Raw genomic sequence first — 21575 nt, 5'->3', positions numbered from 1 at the left:
GGGCTAGTCGCCCGCCGCTGGCAGGGCCGAGACGGTGGCGATGCAGGCGTCCAGCCATTCGGTCATCATGCGTTCGCGCCTGCGGGCGAAATCGAGGGTCATGCCGCCGAAGATGATCTGGCGGCGCATCTCTGCGCTGCTGGCCTCGGGGAGATGGAGCTCGTCGAAATATTGGCGGAGTTTTTCGTGTTCGGCGCGGCGGGCGTGCAGGACGCGCAGCATCTGGTCGCGGCTGAGCAGGCGACCGAAATAGAGCTGGACGAGGAACGGGTCCTTGGCAATCGCGGGCGGCTGGTCGGTGCCGAGCCAGCCGGTCAGCGCCGCGCGGCCCTGATCGGTGATGGAGAAGACGCGCTGATTGGGGCGGCTGTCGCTGGCGATGGTTTCGCCGCTGACCAGCCCGTCGCTGTCCAGTCTGCCGAGCGTGCGGTAGATCTGGGCCTGATCGGCGGGCCAGAAATGCGCGATGGATTTGTCGAAATAGCGGGTTTTGAGCGTGTAGCCCGACATTGGCTGGAAGGTGAGCAGCCCGAGAATGGCAAAATTCAGCGACATGAGACCGGTTTATAGTAGACGAATCATATATGCGTAGTCCTATATTGGATTCGACGGGTTTCCAATATGGGTGAGTATCATGATTTCGAGACTGTTTCTAAGGGTTTCCGCTGTGGCGCTTTGTCTGGCGGGTGCAGCTTATATCGCGGATACGCTGGTCGACCTTGTCGCCGCGGGGCGCAATCCGGGGATCGGGGGTTTTGTGCCGGTGCTGGGTCTGATCGGGTTTCCGGGGTTCTGGCTGACCCTGCGCCGGGATCATGAGGCGCTGGCGGTGCTGGGCTTTGTGCTGACCGTTCTGGGGCTGGCCGGGTTGGTGGTGGTGACCTTCCTGATGAATTTCCTGTTCCCGTCCCTGATGATGGATGAGGTGGGCGGCGTGGTCACGGTGATCGGCCCGCATCTGGCGGTGATCGGTGTGACGTTCCTGCTGTCAGCACTGGTGCTGGCTGTCGTGGCGTGGCCCACAGGTGGCCGGGTCCGGCAGGGGGCGATCATTTATGCGCTTGGTGCGATCCCGCTGTCGTTGCCGCCGCTGATGCCCGCTTTCATGCAGGATGCAGGGGCCGTGGCGGTCGGGGCCGGGTTGCTGATCTGGGGTGTGACGATGCTGCGCGGCGGCGTTGTCGCGGCACAGCCGGAAATCGCCTGAGGTGTTGTCCCGTCCGGTGCAGCGTCGGGCGGGTCATTTTCCTTTGGGCCGGAAGGCTGCGATCTTGGCCGGGTCGGTCTCGATCCGGGCGGCACCCATGAGGTCGAGGCAGTAGGGCACGGCGGCAAAGACCGCGTTCAGGCAGGTGGCGATGGCCGAGGGTTTGCCGGGGATGGTGATGATCAGCGTCCGCCCCCGGCTGACGGCGGTCTGGCGCGAGAGGATGGCGGTCGGCACCTCGCGGAGGGAGGCGCGGCGCATTTCCTCTCCGAAGCCGGGATATTCGCGTTCCGCGATGTCCATGACCGCCTCCGGTGTCAGGTCGCGGGGGGCGGGGCCGGTGCCGCCGGTGACGAGGATCAGATCGGCGCCGTTATCGCAAAGCTCGCGGAGTTTGGTGGCGACGGTTTCGCGCCCGTCGGGGACGATATGGCGGGCGATCTCCATCGGGGAGGTGATGGTGGAGCGCAGCCAGGCCTCTGCGCCGGGGCTGCCCTTATCCTCATATTCGCCGATGGCGGCGCGGTCGGAGACGGTGAGGATGGCGATGCGGGCAGGGCGGGACATGGCGGGGCCTTTCTGATGATGCGCGGTTATTCTGAGCGCATAACGCCCTGAATGGAAGCGGAGAAATAGGCCGGGCGGTGCGATTGTCAAAATCTGCCTATGAATGCTTCAGGCTCGGCCGTGCGCCATAATTCTTGGCAATTGCGGGGCTGCGCTGTTTCATGGACCGAACCGATGGAGGACCGGCATGACGGACAGACAGTATTACGCACCGACCGGCGGGCTGCCGCCGCAGACGCAGCTTCTGACCGACCGGGCGATGTTCACCGATGCTTATGCGGTGATCCCGAAAGGGACGTTCAGCGATATTGTGACGTCGTTCCTGCCGTTCTGGGAGAAGTCGCGGTTCTGGGTGATTGCGCGGCCGCTGTCCGGCTTCGCGGAGACGTTTTCGCAATATATCGCGGAGGTTTCGCCGGGGGGCGGTTCTTCACGTCCGGAGAGCGATCCGGCGGCGGAGGCGGTTCTGTTCGTCGTCGAGGGGACGGTTACCCTGACACTTGCTGGCAATGAGCATGAGATGGGGCCGGGCGGTTACGCCTATATCCCGCCGGGCAGCGACTGGGCGCTGATGAATGACGGTGGCGTTCCGGCGCGGTTTCACTGGGTCCGCAAGGCCTATCAGCCGGTCGAGGGGCTGGACGCGCCCGACGCCTTCGTCACCAATGAGCGCGATATCGCGCCGACGCCGATGCCGGACACGAATGGCGCATGGGCGACGACGCGGTTCGTCGATCCCAATGACCTGCGCCACGATATGCATGTCACCATCGTGACCTTCCAGCCGGGCGGGGTGATCCCGTTTGCCGAGACGCATGTGATGGAGCACGGTCTTTATGTGCTGGAGGGCAAGGCGGTCTACCGGCTCAATCAGGACTGGGTGGAGGTCGAGGCGGGCGATTTCATGTGGCTGCGCGCCTTCTGCCCGCAGGCCTGCTATGCGGGCGGGCCGGGGCCGTTCCGCTATCTGCTCTATAAGGATGTCAACCGGCATATGACGCTGGGCCGCTGACGCGGAAACGAGTTTTCATTTTCGGACATCATGTCCGGGTCGGGCAAAGAAAAACGGAAAAAAGCACCGTGGCCTGATCGTGAGTTATGAAGTTTATCAGGGAGGGGGAGACCGCAATGGCCTCAGATATAACGGATTTACCGGAAAATAACGTGGATCAGATTTTGCCACCGGCGAAGCTGTTCACGCTTGGTTTGCAGCATGTGCTGGTGATGTATGCAGGTGCCATTGCGGTGCCCTTGATCGTGGGCCGCGCGCTTGGGCTGGAGCCGGAGCAGGTGGCGTTCCTGATCTCCGCCGACCTGTTCGTCTGCGGTGTGATCACAATCGTGCAGTCCTATGGCATGGGGCCGCTTTTCGGCGTCAAGCTGCCGGTGATGATGGGCGTTACCTTTGCCTCTGTTGGGCCGATGGTGTCGATCGCGCTGGCCAATCCGGGGACCGAGGGTGCGCGGATGCTGTTCGGCGCGATCATGGCCGCCGGGGTGATTTCGATGCTCATCGCGCCCCTGATGTCGCGGCTGATCCGGTTTTTCCCGCCGGTCGTGACGGGGTCGATCATCCTTGTCATCGGGGTCAGCCTGATGCGGATCGGGATCAACTGGATATTCGGGCTGCCGGTCGGGCCGACCGCGCCGCGCACGGTGAACCCGGATGCGCAGGCATGGGTGAATACGGTGCAGGGTCTGAACGGTGTCCCGGAATTGCCGCAGGGCTTCGCGCTTGCGCCGACGATGGACAACCCGGCCTATGCCGCCCCGCAGAACATGCTGATCGCGGCAGTCGTGCTGGGCGCGATTATTCTGGTGATGAAATATGCGCGCGGCTTTTTCGCCAATGTCGCGGTTCTGATCGGTATTATCATCGGCGCAGTCGTCGCTGCCGCCATCGGGTTGATGCATTTCGACCGGGTCGCGACGGCGGACTGGTTCGCGCTGATTACGCCCCTGCATTTCGGGATGCCGATTTTCGATCCGATCATGATCCTGACCATGACGCTGGTGATGATCGTGGTGATGATCGAATCGCTGGGCATGTTCCTTGCACTGGGCGAGATGTGTAACCGCCGACCGACGCAGGCCCAGCTTGCGGCAGGTCTGCGCACCGATGGTCTGGGCACGTTTATCGGCGGGTTGTTCAACACCTTCCCCTACACTTCGTTCAGCCAGAATGTCGGGCTGGTCGGTGTGACCGGCGTGCGCTCCCGCTTTGTGTGCGTCGCGGGTGGGGTCATCATGATCTTTCTGGGGCTGGTGCCGAAGATGGGTGCGCTGGTCGAGGCGCTGCCGACGGTTGTGCTGGGCGGGGCCGGGCTGGTCATGTTCGGCATGGTTGCCGCGACGGGTATCCGCATCCTTACAGCGGTGGATTTCAAGGATAACCGCTCCAACGCCTTTATCGTGGCGGTGTCGCTTGGGATGGGGATGATCCCGCTGATCGCGCCTGACTTCAAGATGCACATCCCGCATGCGATTCACCCGCTGATCGATTCCGGCATTCTGCTGGCATCGCTGACGGCGCTGATCCTGAACATGATCTTCAACGGGGCCGAGTCGGTCTCGGATGACGATCTGCGCGAGGCGGCGATGCAGTCCGACGGCGGGCACTGAGCCGCATATGGCGGCGCGAAGGGAGGTCGCGCCGCTGCGTTTGTGCTAACAGGGCTTGCCCTGACACAGCGATATGTTGAAAACAGGTCGGCGGGCGGAATGCCTGCCGATTAATAATATGGGGAAGCGACGATATGGCATATGTTCAGAAATCCGGGTTGCAGGTGGCCGATGAGCTGGCGAAATTCGCTGAGGGTGAATTGCTGCCGGGAACGGGCGTCTCTGCCGAAGATTTCTGGAAGGGGCTTTCCGATCTGGTCGGGCGTTTCGGGCCGCTGAATGCTGACGCGCTGGCCCGCCGTGAGGATCTGCAGGCCAAGGTCGACCGCTGGCATCTGGATCACCGGAGTGCGGCGCATGATGCGTCGGCCTATCGCGCGTTTCTGGAAGAGATCGGCTATCTGGTGCCGGAGGGCGGTGATTTCGTCATCGAGACGGCGAATGTCGATCCTGAGATCGCCACGGTATGCGGCCCGCAGCTTGTGGTGCCGGTGATGAACGCGCGGTTTGCGCTGAATGCGGCGAATGCAAGGTGGGGCAGTCTTTACGATGCGCTTTATGGCTCTGACGCTATGGGCAGCCTGCCGGAGGGCAAGGGCTACGATCCGGCGCGCGGCGCGCAGGTGATCGCCTGGGCGAAGGATTTTCTGGACGGCGCGGTCCCGCTGGACGGGGCGAGCCATGCTGATGCGACGGGATATGTCGTGAAGGGTGGCAAGCTGGTGGTTGCGACCGGCAGCGGCGAGGTCGGGCTGGCCGATCCGACGGCATTGGCGGGCTATATCGGTGCGGCGGATGCGCCCAAGGGGATCGTGCTGGTTCATAACGGGCTGCACATCATCATCGACATCAACCGCGATCACGCCATCGGCAAGACCGACAAGGCAGGCGTCGCTGATGTGCGGCTGGAATCGGCGCTGACCGCGATCATGGATTGCGAGGATTCGGTGGCCGCCGTCGATGCGACCGACAAGGTTCTGGCTTACGGCAACTGGCTGGGCCTGATGAAGGGCACGTTGCAGGAGAGCTTCGAGAAAGGCGGCAAGCAGATGACCCGCCGGCTTGCCGATGACATCGCCTATACCGGCGCGGATGGGCAAGCGGCGAGCCTCAAGGGCCGGGCGCTGATGTTCGTGCGCAATGTCGGCCATCTGATGACCAACCCGGCCGTGCTGACCGCAGACGGCAAGGAAGCGCCGGAGGGGCTCTTGGACGCGCTGTTCACCGTGGCCGCGGCGATCCACGATCTGAAGGGGAAGCAGGCGAATTCGGCCGCGTCGGTCTATGTGGTGAAGCCGAAGATGCACGGGCCGGATGAGGTTGCGCTGGCGGACGATATTTTCGGGGCGGTCGAGGATATTCTGGGCCTGCCGCGCCACACCGTGAAGCTGGGCATCATGGATGAGGAGCGGCGTACCTCCGCCAATCTCAAGGAGTGCATCCGCGCCGCGAAACATCGGGTCGCCTTCGTGAATACGGGCTTCCTCGACCGGACGGGGGATGAAATTCATACCTCGATGGAAGCGGGGGTGATGAAGCGCAAGGCGCAGATGAAGGATGAGACATGGCTGTCCGCCTATGAGGACCGCAATGTCGATATCGCGCTGGCCTGCGGTTTCCAGGGCAAGGGTCAGATCGGCAAGGGCATGTGGGCCATGCCCGACCGGATGGAAGCGATGCTGGAGGCCAAGATCGGCCACCCGAAATCCGGTGCGAACTGTGCCTGGGTGCCGTCGCCGACCGCCGCCACGCTGCACGCGACGCATTACCATCAGGTGAATGTGCATGAGCGTCAGGACGAGATCCTGAAACAGGTGCCGCGCCGGACGCTGGATGAGCTGCTGGAGATCCCGCTGGCGCCGTCGAACCTCTATCCGGATGACGAGATCGACGCGGAAATCCTGAACAACGCACAGGGTATTCTGGGCTATGTGGTCCGCTGGGTCGATCAGGGCGTCGGTTGCTCGAAGGTGCCGGACATCAACGATGTCGGCCAGATGGAGGACCGGGCGACCTGCCGGATCAGCTCCCAGATGCTCGCCAACTGGCTGCATCATGGTGTGGTCAGCGAGGATCGTGTGATGGAGGCGATGAAGAAGGCCGCCGCCATCGTCGACCGGCAGAATGAGGGCGATCCGGCCTATCTGCCGATGGGTGACGGGTCGAATTCGCTCGCGTTTCAGGCGGCCTGCGATCTGGTGTTCAAGGGTCGCGCGCAGCCCTCGGGCTATACGGAGCCGCTGCTTCATGAATACCGGCTGAAATTCAAGGAAAAGCACGGGGTCGCGTGACCGGGACCGTCTGCCATTGGCGATTGCAATATGTCCAAACGCCGCGCCGCATCTGGCGCGGCGTTCGGCTTTATGCGAAAAACGGTGAATCATTTCAAATTTTGCCGAAGATTTCGCATGGCCTATCTGGATAACATCCGCACATTCATTCGCGTCTATGACCTTGGGTCGATGTCGGCGGCGGCGCGGGATCTGCGGATTTCGGCGGCTGTGGCGTCGTCGCGGATCTCGCAGCTTGAGGAACATCTGGGTGTAAGGCTGTTTCAGCGCACCACGCGGATGCTGAACCCGACGGAGCAGGGGCAGATTTTCTATCCCGGTGCCGTCAAGATTCTGGAGGCCGTGGACGAGGCGGAGGCGGAGATCAGCGATGTCACCGCCAATCCGCGCGGCACGTTATATGTTGCAGCACCTCTGGGCGTCGGGCAGCGGCTGATCGCGCCCGCCGTGCCTGCGTTTCGCGAGACATATCCGGAAATCAACATCAGGTTGCGCCTGTCCGACCGGCGGCTGGATATTGCGGCGGAGGGTCTGGATGCGGCGTTTTTCCTTGGCCACCCCGAGGATTCCTCGATGCGGATCAGAAAGATCGCGGATTGCCCGCGGGTGCTTTGCGCGTCACCGGACTATCTGGCGCAGCGCGGCGTGCCGGCCAGTACCGCCGATCTGGTCAAAAGCAAGCATGACTGCCTGAATTTGCGCTTTCCCGGTGCGCCGGAATTTCAGTGGCCCTTACAGACCGATGACGGGATCGAGCGGGTTCCGGTGGAGGGGCCGCTGGAATGCGATCACGGCGAGGTTCTGACCGGCTGGGCATTGGCCGGTCTGGGGATCGTGCTGAAGCCGGTGTTCGAGGTGGTCGATCACCTGCGCGACGGCCGTCTGGTTGCCGTGCTGCCGCATCAACCACCTTTGCCGGTGCAGATGGCGTGTCTGTACACGCATCGGCGCCGTCAGGACCCGAAGACGCGGCTTTTCATCGACTTCATGGTCGATCACATTCAGACGGCGGTCAAAGAGGCCGGTCAGCTTCCGCGATAGGTCGAATAGCTGTAGGGCGATAGCAGCAGGGGGACGTGATAATGGCTCTGCTCTGACATGGTGAAGCGCAGCGGGATCACGTCTAGGAAATCGCGTTTGCCAAGGTAATCCCCGGCATGAAACACCAGCTCATAGCTGCCGGTTGCGAATTCGGCCTCGGGCAGGATCTGTTCGTCCGTGCGGCCGTCATCATTGGTGGTGAGGGTTTTCAGATGGCTGCGGGTTTCGCCGTCGAGCCGGTAAAGCTCGATCTTCAGCCCTTGCGCGGGCGTGCCTTTCGCCGTGTCCAGAACATGCGTCGTCAGATAGCCAGCCATATGCGTTTCCTTGTCCGTGACGATATGATGTGTTGATGAGACCACGCCGCCCTGCGACTCGCAACGCGAAGCTGCTTCTGGAATAATGCGAAAGTCCTGCGGGCCGGGCTGGGCTAGAACACTCTGAGCTTTACGGGAGAGTTTCATGAATCGTTATCCTCGGGACATGCGTGGCTATGGGGCGAACCCGCCGGATCCGAAATGGCCGGGCGGGGCGAAAGTCGCGGTGCAGTTCGTGCTGAACTATGAAGAGGGCGGGGAGAACTCGATCCTGCACGGCGATATGGCGTCGGAGGCATTTTTGTCCGACATCGCCGGGGCCGCCATGTGGCCGGGGCAGCGGCACTGGAACATGGAGTCGATTTACGAATATGGCGCGCGGGCCGGGTTCTGGCGCTTGCATCGTCTGTTCACCGGCGCGGATATTCCAGTGACGATATACGGCGTCGCAACCGCGCTCGCCCGAAGCCCGGAGCAGGTCGCGGCGATGAAATCCGCCGGGTGGGAGATCGCCAGCCACGGGCTGAAATGGGTCGAACACAAGGATATGCCCGCCGAGGAGGAGCGTGACGCGATTGCCGAGGCGATCCGCCTGCACACAGAGGTCGTCGGCGCGCCGCCGGAGGGCTGGTATACCGGGCGGTGTAGCTGCAATACGGTCGAGTTGACGGCGGAAACCGGGCAGTTCGCCTATATCTCCGACACATATGACGACGATCTTCCCTATTGGAAGCGCATCGGCGGGCGGGATCAGTTGATTATTCCCTATACGCTGGAAGCCAACGATATGCGTTTTGCGACCGCGCCGGGCTACATCACGGGCGAGCAGTTCTTCCAGTATCTGAAAGATGCTTTCGACGTGCTTTATGCCGAAGGGGAGGCCGGTGCGCCCAAGATGATGAGCGTGGGCCTGCATTGCCGCCTGATCGGGCGTCCGGGCAAGCTGGCGGGGTTGAAGCGCTTCATTGAGTATATTCAGGGCTTCGACGGTGTCTGGACGCCGCGCCGCATCGACATTGCGCGGCACTGGGCGGCGACGCATCCGCCGCAGCAGCATGATCGCCCGAGCGAGATGGACCGCAGCAGCTTCGTGGCGAAATATGGCGGGATTTTCGAGCATTCGCCGTGGATCGCGGAGCGGGCCTATGGGTTTGAACTGGGACCGGCGCATGACTCTGCGGTTGGGCTGCATAATGCGCTGTGCCGCGCCTTCCGTTCCGCCTCGGAGGAGGAGCGGCTGGGCGTGCTGACCGCCCACCCCGATCTGGCGGGGAAGCTGGCGCAGGCGAAACGGCTGACGGCGGAATCCACGGCTGAGCAGGCCAGTGCCGGGCTGGATGCGCTGACCGATGCCGAGCGGGAGGAGTTCACGCGGCTGAACGACGACTATGTCGCAAAGCACGGCTTCCCGTTTATTATCGCGGTGCGTGATCATGACAAGGCGGGCATCCTCGCCGCGTTCCGCCGCCGGATCGATAATGACCGCCCGACCGAATTTGCCGAAGCCTGCCGGCAGGTCGAACGCATCGCCGAATTGCGCCTGACGGAGGTTCTGCCATGACCCGGCCCGATATCGTGACCGAAGCGCTGACGGCGGAGGCGTTTGCGCCCTTTGGCGAGGTGCTACATATCGACGGCGCGCCGGACAAGCTGATCAACAAGGGCAGATGCGGGCGGCATCACGATCTGGCGCGTCTGGATTTCGGTGACGGTCACGCAGGGATCAGCCTGTTCAACTCTGAACTCGCTGAAATGCCCTATCGGCTGGAGTTGCTGGAGCGGCATCCGCTCGGCTCGCAAGCTTTTATCCCGATGTCGCAGTCGCGGTTTCTGGTGACCGTGGCGGAGGATGATAACGGTGTGCCGGGGACCATCCGCGCCTTTATCGCGCGGGCGGGGCAGGGGGTGAACCTGCATCGCAACGTCTGGCACGGGGTGCTGTGTCCGCTGGACGGGACCGGCATTTATGCCGTGGTGGACCGGATCGGTGGCGGCAACAATCTTGACGAATATCATCTGGATGCGCCGGTGACGGTGCGCTCGGAATAGGGTTTGATCGGCCCCGCGGATCGGTAAAATTGCTTCCAAAGCTCTGTTGATCCGGCGGAACTGATCGCTAGGATTGGACTTGCCCGTCTGACGGGCAGACCGCCATCCTAGCCAGCTCAGGACAGCCCGATGTTCCTTTCCGTATTCGATGTGTTCAAGATCGGCATCGGCCCGTCCTCCTCGCACACGATGGGGCCGATGGTCGCGGCGGCGCGGTTTCTGGACGATCTGCGCGGCAATGTGGAGCGGATACCCGGTGCCGGGCAGGTCCATCGTCTGGGCGCGCGGCTGTATGGTTCGCTGGCGTGGACGGGCAAGGGGCATGCGACCGACCGCGCGTTGATCCTCGGCCTGTGCGGGCTGAGGCCGGAGACGCTGGATCTCGATCAGGCCGATGCGCTTGAGGCGGAGGTGCGGCGGACGGGCCTGATCCGGCCGGACGGACTGGGGGAATTGCGCTTCAATCCGCAGGAGGATCTGGTTTTCGATTTCGGCCCGCCCCTGCCCGGCCATGCGAATGGGATGGAACTCGCCGCCTATGACGCGGCAGGGCATCCCTATCATCGGCAGGTCTACTATTCTGTTGGCGGCGGTTTCGTGGTCACGGAGGCTGAGCTTGAGGCGCAGCGGAGTGATGCGCCTGCCATGCGCGAGCGGCAGGAGGAGATGGCGTTCCCCTATCCCTTCGGGACTGCAGCGGAGATGCTGGAGATGGGCGAAAAATCGGGTCTAAGCATCGCCCGGATGAAGCGCGCGAATGAGGCGGTGCTGCATGGGGCGTCGCTGGATACGAAGATCGACAATATCCTGAGCACGATGGATGATTGCATCGAACGGGGGCTGGGCCGGGATGGCATTCTGCCCGGTGGCCTGAAGGTGCGGCGGCGGGCGAAGGCGATCCATGAGCAGTTGCAGGCGGAGAAGGGCATGAACCTTGCCCAGCCGCATCAGGCGAACGACTGGATGAGCGTCTATGCCATGGCCGTGAACGAGGAGAACGCGGCGGGAGGCCGTGTTGTGACTTCGCCCACCAATGGTGCTGCTGGGGTGGTGCCGGCGGTGCTGCGCTATTACCGCGATCACTGTGTCGGCGCGACGACGCAGGGCTGCCGCGATCTGCTGCTGGTGGCCGCGGCGATTGGCGGGCTGATCAAGCATAACGCGTCAATCTCCGGCGCGGAGGTCGGCTGTCAGGGGGAGGTCGGCTCTGCCTCCGCAATGGCGGCAGCGGGGTTATGCGCGGCGCTTGGCGGGACGAATGCGCAGGTGGAGAATGCAGCGGAGGTGGCGCTGGAGCATCATCTGGGCATGACCTGCGATCCGGCGGCGGGTCTGGTTCAGGTGCCCTGTATCGAACGCAATGCGCTTGGCGCGATCAAGGCGGTTTCGGCCGCGTCATTGGCGCTGCGTGGTGACGGGCAGCATTTCATGCCGCTGGATAACTGCATCCGGGTCATGCGGGAGACCGGGGCGGATATGAGCGAGAAATACAAGGAGACATCGACCGGCGGGATTGCCGTCAATCTGCCGGAGTGCTGATCCGCATCAGCAATGATGCAGGACCAGCGGGCGACCCTTGTGCTGCATGATCTCGACTGGTGTATTGTAGAGATCGGTCAGGGTCTGGGTCGTCAGCACCTGATCGGGTGTCCCTGTCGCGGCAACGCGGCCATCCTTCAGCGCGATGATATGATCCGCCCAGCTTGCCGCGTAGTTGACCTCATGCACGACGACGACGACGCTTTTGCCGGTCTCGCGCACCAGTTCAGACAGCCGTGCCATCAGCGCGCGGGCGTGGGACATGTCGAGATTGTTCAGCGGTTCATCCAGCAGCAGCCAGTCGGTGTCCTGCGCGAAGGTCATGGCGAGGAAGGCGCGCTGTGCCTGACCGCCGGAAACCTCGTCCAGAAAGCGGCTGGACAGCGGGCTGAGGTCAAACGCTTTCAGGGCGGCATCGACCGCCTGACGATCCTGCGGGCGTGGGTGGCCGTGGTGATGCGGCCAGCGGCCAAATCCGACCAGTTCAGCGAGGCGCAGGCGGCTTGCGATTACGGTCTGCTGGCCAAGAACAGCCAGAACCCGTGCCAGTTCGGCTGTGGGGGTGATCCTGATATCGTGCCCGTCCACGACGATCTCACCCGATTGCAGCGGTTCCAGCCGTCCGATCAGCCGCAGCAGGGTCGATTTGCCAGCACCGTTCGGGCCGATCAGCGCGGTCAGCTTGCCCTTGGGGATCCGCGCCGTGATGCCGTGCAGGATGGGGGTGCGGTCAATGTCGTGGCGGACGGCGGACAGCTCGATCATCGGATGCGCCCCTTGAGCAGCAAATAGAGGAAGAACAGACCGCCCGCGAATTGCAGCACCACGGAAAGCGCGGCCTGCTGTCCCATCAGGCGCTCAAACACCGTTTGCCCGATGACGAGGATATTCCCTGCGATCAGTGCTGCGGCTGGTAGCAGCACCTGATGGCGATGTGTGCGGGCCAGCCCGTGCGCGATACCGGCGATGACCAGACCGAAGAATGCGGCCTCGCCGAACATGGAGAGGGGGCCGACAAGCGCCGTGGAGACCGACACGAGGATCGCCACGAGGCCGAGCGTCAGGATCACCATCCGATCATGGCGCAGCCCCAGCGAAACGGCAGCATCGCGGCCGAGGGCCATGACATCCAGCCGGGGGGCAAGGCGCAGCGCCAGCAGGATGACCGCGACGCAGATCGCGGCTCCGACCGGCAGCAGTGTCGCATCGGCGCGGGTGAAGTTGACCACGGTCGCGCCCTGCACGACGGCGAATTCGTTCGGGTCGATCAGCCGTGCCAGCAATGTGCTTGCAGAACGGAACATGACGCCGAGGATCACCCCGGTCAGGATGGTCCGCCCGATATCTCGCGAGCCGCTGCCGAGCAATGTGCCGAACAGGATGACCGACAGGGCGCACATGATCGCGACTTCGGCGAAGAACTTCGCGGTATCGGGCAGGGCGGCGAAACCGGCTGTGCCAAGCCCCGCAACCATTGCGGTTTGCAGCAGGATATAGAGGGCATCGAACCCCATGATCGACGGCGTCAGCACCCGGTTCCCGGCGACGGTCTGGAACATGACGGTCGAAACGCCAACTGCCGCGCCGACTGTCAGCAATGCCACCAGCTTGGTGGCGCGCAGTTGCAGGATGAACGCGCGATTGCCGTCGCCGAGGCCCTGAAACATCCAGAATGCGGAGGCGGCCAGCAGCAGCAGTCCCAGCCCAGTCAGCAGGCGGATGCCGCGCGGCCTCACCCCGGCGGACATATGCAGCGCCGTATCAGCCACGCGCAGGCCGCCGGTAGAGGAGCCAGAGGAAGATGCCCGAGCCGAGGAAGCCCATGACGGTGCCGACCGGGATCTCGAACGGGTAGCGGACAAGCCGGCCCAGCAGATCGCAGGCCAGCAGCAGCGCCGCCCCGGATGCCGCAACCATTGGCAGCGAGCGTCGAAGATTGTCGCCCATGATCCGCGACACGATATTCGGCACCACCAGCCCGATAAATGGGATCATCCCGACTGTCGTCACAACCATCGCGGTCACCAGCGCAATCACCCCGAGCCCGAGCCGCATCACGCCTTTGGTGCCTAGGCCAAGCCCGGTCGCGACCTCCTCGCCCAGTGCAAGAATGGCGAAACGGTCGGCGGCGAACCATGCAAGCGCAGCGGCTGCGGCGGCGATCCACAAGATTTCGTAGCGCCCGGCGATGACGCCGGAGAACTCGCCCGACATCAGCCATGTGGTGATGAACTGCATCAGGTCCGCTTGCCAGGCGATATAGGCGACGACGGAGCCGATAACGCCGGAAAGCACGATGCCGGTGATCGGAACCAGCATGATCTCACGCGGGGGCAGGCGGCGGATCATGGCCATGAACAGCGCCGTACCGGCCATCGCGGACAGGCTGGCGATGGCGATCTTGCCCCAGATCGGCATGCCGGGGGCGAGCAGTGTGACGGCAAGCAGGCCGAGTGCCGCGCTTTCCGTGGTCCCGACCGTATCCGGCCCGACGAAGCGGTTGCGCACCAGCGATTGCAGCAGCATGCCCGCAACTGATAGTGCCGCGCCCGTCAGCAGCACGGACAGCGTCCGGGGCAGACGGGATTCCATCAGGACGAGCATCGCCCAGGGGTCGTTCAGCGCGGCGAAAATATCGACGCTGGCTGCCCCGGTCATGAGGCTGGCCAGCGTCAGCGGCAGGATCGCCGCGATCGTCACGCCGAGCGGGGATGTCACGCCCCAAGCGCCTCGGTCAGGGCGTCGATGACGGTGATGAGCGAGCCATAGCCGCCGCCGCCGATATAAAGCTCAGCCGCAGGCAGGTAGATGACCTGATCGTTGGACCAGGCGGTCGTGCTTTCGACAAGCTGAGATTTCAGCGTTTCCGCAGCGCTTTGCCCCTCGTCACCGACGGCGGCACCACGGTCGAGGATGAGCAGCCAGTCCGGGTTCGCCTCCGCAATCGCCTCATGGGTCAGAACATTGCCGTGATTTTCGGTGCTGGACAGGTCTTCGATTGCGGGTTCCATTCCGGTCGCGTCATGCAGCCAGCCGAAGCGCGAACCCGCGCCGTAAGCCGCCATCTTGGGGCCATTGGTCATGACGATCAGGGCGGTGCCCTTGCCCTCGGCGGCGGCTTTCAGGGCGGCCAGCTTCTCGTCGATGGAGCCGCGCAGTTCGGCGGCCTTTTCCGGCATGCCGAACAAGGTTCCGTAGGCGTCGATCCGTGCTTCGGTCTCCGCGATCAGGTCGGGGCCGATGGTCATGTCGATGGCCGGGGCGACCTGCTCGACGCTGTCTTTCATCGCGGCGGACCGGCTGCCGACGATAATCAGGTCCGGGCCAAGACCGGCGAGCGCTTCCAGATCGGGCTCGAACAGCGTGCCGACCTTTTCGCCCGCGACGTTCTGCAGGGCCGGAATGTAGAGGTTATCCGGCACGCCAGCCAGTTCCACGCCCAGAGCGCCCAGCGTGTCAATCGCCGCGACATCATAAGCAACGACAATTTCCGGATTGGCTTCGACGGTGGCCGCGCCCAGGGCGGTTTCAATGGTCACATCCTCGGCGAAAGCAGTGGTGGCCAGACATGACGCAACAAGGGCAGGCGCAATATAGCGACGCATATTCTTATCCTCTGACGGTTCAGGTGTAGCTGGTATCTGGCTGCACGTGACGGGCTGTATCTAGACCTGCGGGAATGCAGCGTCCAGAGACTGAGTAAAATTCTACGGCTTTTGAGCCGAGTGCTGGGCGTGAGGAATGTCGGTCGGCCTGATCTGCCCGAAGCTGTAACTTGCGGGGAAACAGGTAAGAAATCCGATGGGCGAAACACCCGGCGGCAGAATGTGCAGGCATCTGCCGGTCAGCGGGTAAATCTGCCCATTATGTCGCAGGCAATGATCGGGAGGCCCGGCCCGAGCTTTGCGCCAGCGATTCGCTTTGCCGACCGCTGTTCCCGGTCAGCGGGGAAAGAGCAAAAATTAACCGCGATTTTAAACAAACATAATAGTGCATTGCATCGATGCCCCATTTTGAGGGTAGTTTATGGGTTGCGCATAACGGACAATACGAACGCTATGCTGTAATGCGACCTCAACAGGAGCCGATCTCATGAACCGCTTTTCCACTCTGGCCGCCGCTGTGTTCTGCGTGGCAGGAACCGCCGCCGCGCAGGAAATCACCGTCTCGTCGAAGATCGATACGGAGGGTGGGCTCTTGGGCAATATCATCTATCTCGCGCTTGAAGATGCAGGCCTGCCCGTCGAAAACCGGCTTCAGCTTGGTGGGACGCCAATCGTGCGGGATGCGCTGATCTCCGGCCAGATCGATATTTACCCCGAATACACCGGCAATGCGGCCTTCTTTCACAATGAGGCCGACAGCGAAATCTGGAAGAACCCCGCCGAGGGTTATGCGCGTGCAGCCGAACTGGACGCCGAAAATGGCATTGTCTGGTTGACGCCGTCGCCCGCGAACAACACCTGGGCGCTGGCCGTCCGGCAGGACCTGGCCGACGCGCATGGGCTGGCGACGATGAGCGATTTCGGGGAATATGTGTCCGGCGGCGGCGATGTGAAGCTCGCCGCGTCGACGGAGTTCGTGACCTCGCCTGCCGCACTTCCGGCGTTTCAGGAAACCTATGAGTTCCAGTTGACCCCCGATCAGATCGTGCAGCTTTCGGGCGGCGATACGGCGGCCACGATTGCGGCGGCGGCGCAGCAGACCTCTGGCGTGAATGCGGCGATGGTTTACGGGACCGACGGGGGCATTGCGCCAGCGGGGCTGGTGGTGATGGCTGACGACAAGGAGGTGGAGCCGGTTTATCAGCCGACCCCGATCATCCGTCAGGAAGTGCTGGATGCGAACCCCCGGATTGCGGAGGTGCTGAGCCCGATCTTCGAGGGGCTGTCGCTGGAGGTGCTGCAGGAGCTGAACGGACGTATTCAGGTCGGCGGCGAACCGGCGGAAAACGTCGCCCGCGATTACCTGACCCAGCAGGGGGTTCTGGACTGATAGTGCGGTCCACCTCTTGTCTTTGCCGAGTAGCCAGGTGCCGAAATGACCGACATTCCGATTCCCGGCGCAGTGCGGCGTGACTGGCATCTTAGCCGCCCGGGGGTGCTGTTTGCAGCGCTTGGGCTGATCGCGCTTGCGCTGCCGCTGGTTCAGTTCAAGGCGAACCGGATCGTTCTGGGTGAGGGGGTGCGGCTTGTGGCGGCACTGGACCCGGCGGGATGGGCTGCTGCGGCGATCCTTGCGGCGGGGTTTCTGGCTGGTGTGAGCGGCAAACTACCGGGCTGGCTGCGGCTCGCAATTGGCTGCGGAGGGGTGGTTGCGGCGCTTCTCGCTCTCGGCGGGGCGGCGCGCAGCCTGACGCCCGACGGCGATACGATGGCGCGTGTGGCGCCAGCCTCAGGCTTCTGGCTGCTGTTTCTTGCCTTTGCGCTGATGGCGACCGATGCGCTGTCGAGGATGCATTTGTCGCTGCGCGGCCAGTGGGGGATGCTCGCGGCGTCAGTCGCGGGGACGCTCTTGCTGGTCGCCTCGGGCTGGCTCGATGCTGTGTCGGTGATGCGGGAATATGACGCGAGGCAGGCGGTTTTTGTCAGGGAGGCGTCGCGGCATCTGCTGCTGGCGTTCGGGTCGCTGGGGCTCGCTATGCTGATCGGGCTGCCTGCCGGGATCCTGATTTATCTCAGACCCCGGCTGCGCAGGCCGGTGCTGGGCGTACTGAATATTCTGCAAACCATTCCGTCGCTTGCCCTGTTCGGGATCATGATCCCGATCTTCGGCTGGATTGCGGCGAACATATCGGGCGCGGCGGAGCTTGGGATCGCCGGGATCGGGGTGTTTCCGGCCCTTGTGGCGCTGTTTCTCTATTCGCTGCTGCCAGTGGTATCGAACACGCTGGTCGGTCTGACCGGAGTGTCGCCCGCGGCGCGAGAGGCGGCGTTCGGGCTCGGCATGACCTCCGCGCAAGTCATGCGGGGCGTGCTGATCCCGCTTGCCTTGCCGGTGCTGCTCGCGGCGGTGCGGATCGTGCTGGTGCAGAATATCGGGCTTGCGGTGATCGCCGGGCTGATCGGCGGCGGCGGTTTCGGCACATTCGTGTTTCAGGGCCTCAACCAGAACGCAATGGACCTTGTTCTGCTGGGTGCATTGCCGACGATTGCGCTGGCGCTCGTGGCGGGTATCGCGCTCGATCTGCTGGTCGAGGGGCTGGATCACAGGAACCGCAAAGGACGCGCGGCATGATCGAGATTCAGAACCTGACCAAGCGCTACGACATGACGACTGTGGTCGACGATGTCAGCTTTTCCGTCGAGAAGGGGCAGATCGCGGCGCTTGTCGGAACGTCGGGTTCGGGCAAGACGACGCTGCTGCGAATGATTAACCGCCTTGTCGAGCCGACATCCGGCACCGTACTGATAGGGGGGGAGGATACCGCGACGATTGCCCCGCATCTGCTGCGCCGCCGGATCGGATATGCCATTCAGGGTCACGGTCTGTTTCCGCATCGGACGGTGGCGCAGAATATCGGCACCGTGCCGCAATTGCTGGGCTGGAGAGAGGCGGAGATATCGTCCCGCATCGATGAGCTGCTTGAGATGTTCCAGATGGAGCCGGGCGAGTTTCGCGACAGGCTGCCGCATGAACTGTCCGGCGGTCAGCAGCAACGTGTCGGCGTGGCGCGTGCGCTCGCCGCGCGGCCTGAGCTGCTGCTGATGGATGAGCCGTTCGGTGCGCTCGATCCGGTGATCCGCGCCAAGGCGCAGGAGGATCTGCGCAGCCTTCAGCGCCGGCTGGGCACCACGCTGATCATTGTGACGCATGATATGGAAGAGGCGGTGGCGCTCGGCGACCGGATCGCGGTCATGGATCAGGGTCGCTTGCTGCAATATGGACCGCCCGCCGAGATTCTGACCGCGCCTGCCGCGCCTTTTGTCCGGGAACTGATCGGTTCGGGTGAGCGGCCATTCCGGTTGCTGTCCCTGACCCGCGTCGCGCAGGTTGCCTGTCCGGGTGAGGCCTCGGGGGCTGAAATCTCGCCCGATGCCAGCTTGCGCGATGCGCTGGCCGAATGCCTGTGGTCGGGGCGGGATGCTCTGCCGGTCGCGGGTGGTGGCGTGGTCACGCTGGATGCGCTGCGTGCGCATGCCGATGGCGAGGCGGCATGACGGGTCGTGTGCTTTTGGCCTGTGCCGTGCTGTTTCTGGTGGCCTTTCTGAGCAGACCGGAAAGTTTCGCCGCCTTGTTCAGGCCACTGACCAGTAACAATGCGCCGCCGATATATACCCAGACCAGCCTGTTGCGTCTGACGGTTTCCCATATCGGGCTGGTGCTGGCGGCGGTTGTCGCCTCGACCGTCGTGGCGGTTGGGCTCGCGATCCTCGTGACCCGGCCCGCCGGGCGTGAGTTCCTGCCGCTGGCCCGGACCGTGACCGCCGTGGGCCAGACCTTCCCGCCCGTTGCCGTGCTGGCGCTTGCGGTGCCGGTCTTGGGTTTCGGCGCCTGGCCGACGCTGGTGGCGCTGTTCCTGTACGGGCTGCTGCCGATTTTCGAGAATACGCTGACCGGGCTGACCAATCTGCCCCCGCAGGTTGTCGAGGCGGCGCGTGGTATGGGGCTGACCCAGCGTCAGCGCTTGCTCCAGATCGAGCTGCCGCTGGCCACGCCGCTGATCCTCGCCGGGGTGCGGTTGTCGGCGGTGATCTCGCTTGGGACGGCGACGATTGGCTCTACGGTCGCGGCCAAGACGCTGGGTGAGACGATCATCGCCGGGCTGCTGACCTCCAACACGGCGTTTGTCGTGCAGGGCGGTCTGGTGGTGGGCATCCTGGCCGTGATGATCTATGAGGCGTTTCAGGCGCTCGAATCCCGCGCCGCGAAACGGATCGGCCTGTCGCGGGCCTGATCCCGTCTGATGAGTGAAAAATCATGCCAGCACCCGAAATCCGCCGTTTCCCAATTACCCTTCGTGAATTGCAGGTGGTCGCCGTTCGCGATCTGTCGCCCCGGATGCGCCGTATCACACTCGGCGGGCCGCAGCTTGGCGCATTCGAACTGGACGGGCAAAGCTATCCGGCCTTTGAAAGCCCCGGACCTGATCCGCATGTGAAGATTTTCCTGCCGGACCCTGACACCGGGGAAACCGTGCTGCCGACGCGCGGCGACGGGCGGCTGCACTGGCCCGATGATCCGCCGGCGACGGCACGGGAATACACGCCGCGCGGCTTCGTGGTCGGGGCGGAGACGCTGGATATTGACTTTGTCCTTCACGGGCATGGTGCTGCCGGACTCTGGGCCGCGCAGGCCGCTCCGGGGCAGGTGCTGCATATCGGTGGCCCGCGCGCCGCGAGATTGCTGCCGGAGGCGGCGGGCTTCTTGCTTTTCGGAGATGAAAGCGCCCTGCCCGCAATTGCGAACTGGCTGGAGCAGTTGCCAAGCGATGCAAAGGTGACAGCGCATATTCTGATCGAGGCGGAAGAAGCCCGGCTTGATCTGCGCGCGCCGGATGCGGCGCATATTCACTGGCATTCCTACGATCCCGCCGATCCGCAAACCATGGCGCGGCTGGTGGATGACGCAGATATTCCGCGTGACCACTACGTCTGGGCCGGGGGCGAGCGTGGCGCCATTGCGGCCCTGCGGGAGGTGCTTGACGGCCGCGATCTGGACCCGGATCACGTCCGGCTGTCGAATTACTGGACGCTCGGGCAGGCGTCGGATTAACCCTCCCGCGCCAGCAGCTTCTCGGCGATCATATCCCCGATCGGCATGGCCGATGTCGCAGCTGGCGAGGGGGCGTTGCAGACATGCAGCATGCGCGGGCTGTCCAGAAACAGGAAGTCATGCTGCATGCTGCCATCCGCCATGACCGCCTGTGCCCGGATCCCGCATTCCATCGGTTTCAGATCGTCCAGCGTCAGGGACGGGCAGTAACGCTGGCAGGCGGCGAGATAGCGGCGCTTGAACAGCGAATCCCCCATTTCCTTCAGGCCGGGGCGCAGGTTCGCGGCGATGGATTTCCAGAAGCCCGGAAAACGTGCCATATCCGCGACGTCTCGCAAATTAGTGGAGAACTTCGGATAGCCCTCCCGCGACAGGCCAAGAACGGCGTTCGGACCCACGGTGACGGATCCGTCGATCATCGGCGTCAGATGCGTGCCGAGGAAGGGCAATCCCGGCTCCGGCACCGGATAGATCATCGCGCCCACGATATCGTTGCAGCGCGGCGCCAGCCGGTAATACTCGCCGCGAAACGGCACGATGCGATGTTTCAGCGTCATCCCCGCCATGCGGGCGATCCGGTCCGATTGCAGTCCTGCGCAGGCGACAAGCATGTGGGCAGAGATGGTGCCGCTTGCTGTTTCGATCTCCACCATATCTGGGGTTTCGCGGATAGCATCGGGCGTGGTGGCAAGGCGAATATCCGCGCCAGCCTCGCGCAGCTCTTCCGCCATCGCGTCGAGGATCGCCTTGTAGCTGACAATCGCTGCGTCCGGCACCCAGAGGGCCTTAAGCCCGGTAATGTTGGGCTCCCTTTGATGGATTTCAGCGGCGTCGATCATGTCGACCTTGATCGCGTTTTCATGGGCGCGATCATGAAGGGCATCGAGCCGTGGCACTTCGTCGGGGCGAGTGGCGACGATCAGCTTGCCGCGCGGCTCATAAGCGATGCCATGCGCGTCGCAAAATGCCTTGCTGCGCTGCGCCCCCTCACGGCAGAGCCGCGCCTTGAGGGAGCCGGGCTGATAATAGATGCCGGTATGGATGACGCCGGAGTTATGGCCGGTTTGGTGACGCCCCAGCCCGTCCTCCTTCTCCAGCAGCACAAGCGACGCGCCCGGACGACGGTCAAGCAGTGCGCGCGCCGTGGCGAGCCCGACAATGCCGCCGCCGATAATGGCGAAATCATATATCATACCGATGCCCCTTCTGCGCAGCATCCCTGCACCG

21 protein-coding genes are annotated in these 21575 nt (G+C 63.5%); 13 read left to right on the top strand and 8 right to left on the bottom strand.

Going from position 1 to position 21575, the window contains the following annotated elements; translation table 11 throughout:
• Positions 1-3: 3 nt before the first annotated feature.
• A complete protein-coding gene (locus tag PAF12_RS12825; protein WP_271107360.1) occupies positions 4-555 on the bottom strand; it encodes a PadR family transcriptional regulator in 552 nt (183 codons plus the stop codon).
• A gap of 79 nt (positions 556-634) precedes the next feature.
• Here PAF12_RS12825 and PAF12_RS12820 point away from each other — a divergent pair, with 79 nt between their 5' ends.
• Positions 635-1207 (top strand): hypothetical protein, encoded by a 573-nt coding sequence (locus PAF12_RS12820; RefSeq protein WP_271107359.1) that lies wholly within the window; start codon positions 635-637, stop codon positions 1205-1207.
• 33 nt (positions 1208-1240) lie between these two features.
• Here the strand turns inward: PAF12_RS12820 and mog are convergent, their stop codons facing one another.
• Positions 1241-1774, bottom strand: coding sequence for a molybdopterin adenylyltransferase (gene mog / locus PAF12_RS12815; RefSeq protein ID WP_271107358.1), 534 nt, complete (start codon positions 1772-1774; stop codon positions 1241-1243).
• 187 nt (positions 1775-1961) lie between these two features.
• On the opposite strand from mog, the gene PAF12_RS12810 reads away from it, so the two are divergent.
• The 4 genes from PAF12_RS12810 to PAF12_RS12795 all read left to right on the top strand — a co-directional run bounded on the left by PAF12_RS12810 (position 1962) and on the right by PAF12_RS12795 (position 7728).
• On the top strand, positions 1962-2786 hold the full coding sequence (locus tag PAF12_RS12810; protein ID WP_271107356.1) for a bifunctional allantoicase/(S)-ureidoglycine aminohydrolase: 825 nt from the start codon (positions 1962-1964) through the stop codon (positions 2784-2786).
• Between the two features lie 116 nt (positions 2787-2902).
• Positions 2903-4396 carry a nucleobase:cation symporter-2 family protein gene (locus PAF12_RS12805; RefSeq protein ID WP_271107355.1) on the top strand — a complete coding sequence of 498 codons (1494 nt, stop codon included), beginning with the start codon at positions 2903-2905 and terminating at the stop codon, positions 4394-4396.
• Between the two features lie 134 nt (positions 4397-4530).
• Entirely contained in the window at positions 4531-6687 is a 2157-nt protein-coding gene (locus PAF12_RS12800; protein WP_271107354.1) for a malate synthase G, read from the top strand.
• A gap of 117 nt (positions 6688-6804) precedes the next feature.
• Positions 6805-7728 (top strand): LysR family transcriptional regulator, encoded by a 924-nt coding sequence (locus tag PAF12_RS12795; RefSeq protein ID WP_271107353.1) that lies wholly within the window; start codon positions 6805-6807, stop codon positions 7726-7728.
• On the opposite strand, the gene uraH is transcribed toward PAF12_RS12795, so the two are convergent.
• Positions 7713-8045 carry a hydroxyisourate hydrolase gene (uraH, locus tag PAF12_RS12790; RefSeq protein WP_271107351.1) on the bottom strand — a complete coding sequence of 111 codons (333 nt, stop codon included), beginning with the start codon at positions 8043-8045 and terminating at the stop codon, positions 7713-7715. The two genes, PAF12_RS12795 and uraH, sit on opposite strands and share 16 nt — an antisense overlap.
• A 145-nt stretch (positions 8046-8190) precedes the next feature.
• Here uraH and puuE point away from each other — a divergent pair, with 145 nt between their 5' ends.
• From puuE to PAF12_RS12775, 3 genes are all read left to right on the top strand, one after another.
• Positions 8191-9606 carry an allantoinase PuuE gene (gene puuE, locus PAF12_RS12785; RefSeq protein WP_271107349.1) on the top strand — a complete coding sequence of 472 codons (1416 nt, stop codon included), beginning with the start codon at positions 8191-8193 and terminating at the stop codon, positions 9604-9606.
• Positions 9603-10094, top strand: a complete 492-nt coding sequence (locus tag PAF12_RS12780) for an ureidoglycolate lyase (protein WP_271107348.1) — start codon at positions 9603-9605, stop codon at positions 10092-10094. Before puuE ends, PAF12_RS12780 begins: the two co-directional genes overlap by 4 nt.
• A 129-nt stretch (positions 10095-10223) precedes the next feature.
• The gene (locus PAF12_RS12775; protein WP_271107347.1) at positions 10224-11633 is read left to right on the top strand and encodes an L-serine ammonia-lyase; all 1410 of its coding nucleotides are present in this window, start codon (positions 10224-10226) and stop codon (positions 11631-11633) included.
• Positions 11634-11639: 6 nt separating this feature from the next.
• On the opposite strand, the gene PAF12_RS12770 is transcribed toward PAF12_RS12775, so the two are convergent.
• The 4 genes from PAF12_RS12770 to PAF12_RS12755 are packed head-to-tail and all read right to left on the bottom strand — an operon-like array spanning position 11640 to position 15238.
• Complete coding sequence (locus tag PAF12_RS12770) at positions 11640-12398, bottom strand: ABC transporter ATP-binding protein (protein ID WP_271107345.1); 759 nt, start codon at positions 12396-12398, stop codon at positions 11640-11642.
• Positions 12395-13402, bottom strand: coding sequence for an iron chelate uptake ABC transporter family permease subunit (locus tag PAF12_RS12765; RefSeq protein ID WP_368045145.1), 1008 nt, complete (start codon positions 13400-13402; stop codon positions 12395-12397). Before PAF12_RS12765 ends, PAF12_RS12770 begins: the two co-directional genes overlap by 4 nt.
• A complete protein-coding gene (locus PAF12_RS12760) occupies positions 13395-14351 on the bottom strand; it encodes an ABC transporter permease (protein WP_271107343.1) in 957 nt (318 codons plus the stop codon). Before PAF12_RS12760 ends, PAF12_RS12765 begins: the two co-directional genes overlap by 8 nt.
• Positions 14348-15238 (bottom strand): siderophore ABC transporter substrate-binding protein, encoded by an 891-nt coding sequence (locus PAF12_RS12755; protein WP_271107342.1) that lies wholly within the window; start codon positions 15236-15238, stop codon positions 14348-14350. The genes PAF12_RS12760 and PAF12_RS12755 overlap by 4 nt, the downstream gene beginning before the upstream one ends.
• 487 nt (positions 15239-15725) lie before the next feature.
• Here PAF12_RS12755 and PAF12_RS12750 point away from each other — a divergent pair, with 487 nt between their 5' ends.
• Genes PAF12_RS12750 through PAF12_RS12730 form a run of 5 tightly spaced genes read left to right on the top strand, consistent with a single transcriptional unit; the run spans position 15726 to position 20348 of the window.
• Complete coding sequence (locus tag PAF12_RS12750) at positions 15726-16628, top strand: ABC transporter substrate-binding protein (protein ID WP_271107341.1); 903 nt, start codon at positions 15726-15728, stop codon at positions 16626-16628.
• Positions 16629-16673: 45 nt separating this feature from the next.
• A complete protein-coding gene (locus PAF12_RS12745) occupies positions 16674-17870 on the top strand; it encodes an ABC transporter permease (protein WP_271107340.1) in 1197 nt (398 codons plus the stop codon).
• A complete protein-coding gene (locus tag PAF12_RS12740; protein WP_271107339.1) occupies positions 17867-18793 on the top strand; it encodes an ABC transporter ATP-binding protein in 927 nt (308 codons plus the stop codon). The genes PAF12_RS12745 and PAF12_RS12740 overlap by 4 nt, the downstream gene beginning before the upstream one ends.
• Positions 18790-19530, top strand: coding sequence for an ABC transporter permease (locus tag PAF12_RS12735; RefSeq protein ID WP_271107337.1), 741 nt, complete (start codon positions 18790-18792; stop codon positions 19528-19530). The genes PAF12_RS12740 and PAF12_RS12735 overlap by 4 nt, the downstream gene beginning before the upstream one ends.
• Before the next feature lie 23 nt (positions 19531-19553).
• Positions 19554-20348: a siderophore-interacting protein gene (locus tag PAF12_RS12730; RefSeq protein WP_271107336.1), complete on the top strand. Its 795-nt coding sequence runs from the start codon at positions 19554-19556 to the stop codon at positions 20346-20348.
• Here the strand turns inward: PAF12_RS12730 and lhgO are convergent.
• On the bottom strand, positions 20345-21541 hold the full coding sequence (gene lhgO, locus PAF12_RS12725) for an L-2-hydroxyglutarate oxidase (protein WP_271107334.1): 1197 nt from the start codon (positions 21539-21541) through the stop codon (positions 20345-20347). The genes PAF12_RS12730 and lhgO overlap by 4 nt on opposite strands.
• Positions 21542-21575 lie beyond the last annotated feature (34 nt).

This window comes from Paracoccus sp. SCSIO 75233, assembly GCF_027912675.1.
In the GTDB taxonomy this organism is placed as follows: domain Bacteria; phylum Pseudomonadota; class Alphaproteobacteria; order Rhodobacterales; family Rhodobacteraceae; genus Paracoccus.
The sequence above is the reverse complement of the archived record's forward strand: the minus strand, read 5'-3'. Positions and strand labels throughout refer to the sequence as shown.

Excerpts from the sequence above, each read along its gene's own strand:
- PAF12_RS12825 (WP_271107360.1), bottom strand. The coding sequence starts at position 555 with ATGTCGCTGAATTTTGCCATTCTCGGGCTGCTCACCTTCCAGCCAATG.
- PAF12_RS12820 (WP_271107359.1), top strand. The coding sequence starts at position 635 with ATGATTTCGAGACTGTTTCTAAGGGTTTCCGCTGTGGCGCTTTGTCTG.
- mog (WP_271107358.1), bottom strand. The coding sequence starts at position 1,774 with ATGTCCCGCCCTGCCCGCATCGCCATCCTCACCGTCTCCGACCGCGCC.
- PAF12_RS12810 (WP_271107356.1), top strand. The coding sequence starts at position 1,962 with ATGACGGACAGACAGTATTACGCACCGACCGGCGGGCTGCCGCCGCAG.
- PAF12_RS12805 (WP_271107355.1), top strand. The coding sequence starts at position 2,903 with ATGGCCTCAGATATAACGGATTTACCGGAAAATAACGTGGATCAGATT.
- PAF12_RS12800 (WP_271107354.1), top strand. The coding sequence starts at position 4,531 with ATGGCATATGTTCAGAAATCCGGGTTGCAGGTGGCCGATGAGCTGGCG.
- PAF12_RS12795 (WP_271107353.1), top strand. The coding sequence starts at position 6,805 with ATGGCCTATCTGGATAACATCCGCACATTCATTCGCGTCTATGACCTT.
- uraH (WP_271107351.1), bottom strand. The coding sequence starts at position 8,045 with ATGGCTGGCTATCTGACGACGCATGTTCTGGACACGGCGAAAGGCACG.
- puuE (WP_271107349.1), top strand. The coding sequence starts at position 8,191 with ATGAATCGTTATCCTCGGGACATGCGTGGCTATGGGGCGAACCCGCCG.
- PAF12_RS12780 (WP_271107348.1), top strand. The coding sequence starts at position 9,603 with ATGACCCGGCCCGATATCGTGACCGAAGCGCTGACGGCGGAGGCGTTT.
- PAF12_RS12775 (WP_271107347.1), top strand. The coding sequence starts at position 10,224 with ATGTTCCTTTCCGTATTCGATGTGTTCAAGATCGGCATCGGCCCGTCC.
- PAF12_RS12770 (WP_271107345.1), bottom strand. The coding sequence starts at position 12,398 with ATGATCGAGCTGTCCGCCGTCCGCCACGACATTGACCGCACCCCCATC.
- PAF12_RS12755 (WP_271107342.1), bottom strand. The coding sequence starts at position 15,238 with ATGCGTCGCTATATTGCGCCTGCCCTTGTTGCGTCATGTCTGGCCACC.
- PAF12_RS12750 (WP_271107341.1), top strand. The coding sequence starts at position 15,726 with ATGAACCGCTTTTCCACTCTGGCCGCCGCTGTGTTCTGCGTGGCAGGA.
- PAF12_RS12745 (WP_271107340.1), top strand. The coding sequence starts at position 16,674 with ATGACCGACATTCCGATTCCCGGCGCAGTGCGGCGTGACTGGCATCTT.
- PAF12_RS12740 (WP_271107339.1), top strand. The coding sequence starts at position 17,867 with ATGATCGAGATTCAGAACCTGACCAAGCGCTACGACATGACGACTGTG.
- PAF12_RS12735 (WP_271107337.1), top strand. The coding sequence starts at position 18,790 with ATGACGGGTCGTGTGCTTTTGGCCTGTGCCGTGCTGTTTCTGGTGGCC.
- PAF12_RS12730 (WP_271107336.1), top strand. The coding sequence starts at position 19,554 with ATGCCAGCACCCGAAATCCGCCGTTTCCCAATTACCCTTCGTGAATTG.
- lhgO (WP_271107334.1), bottom strand. The coding sequence starts at position 21,541 with ATGATATATGATTTCGCCATTATCGGCGGCGGCATTGTCGGGCTCGCC.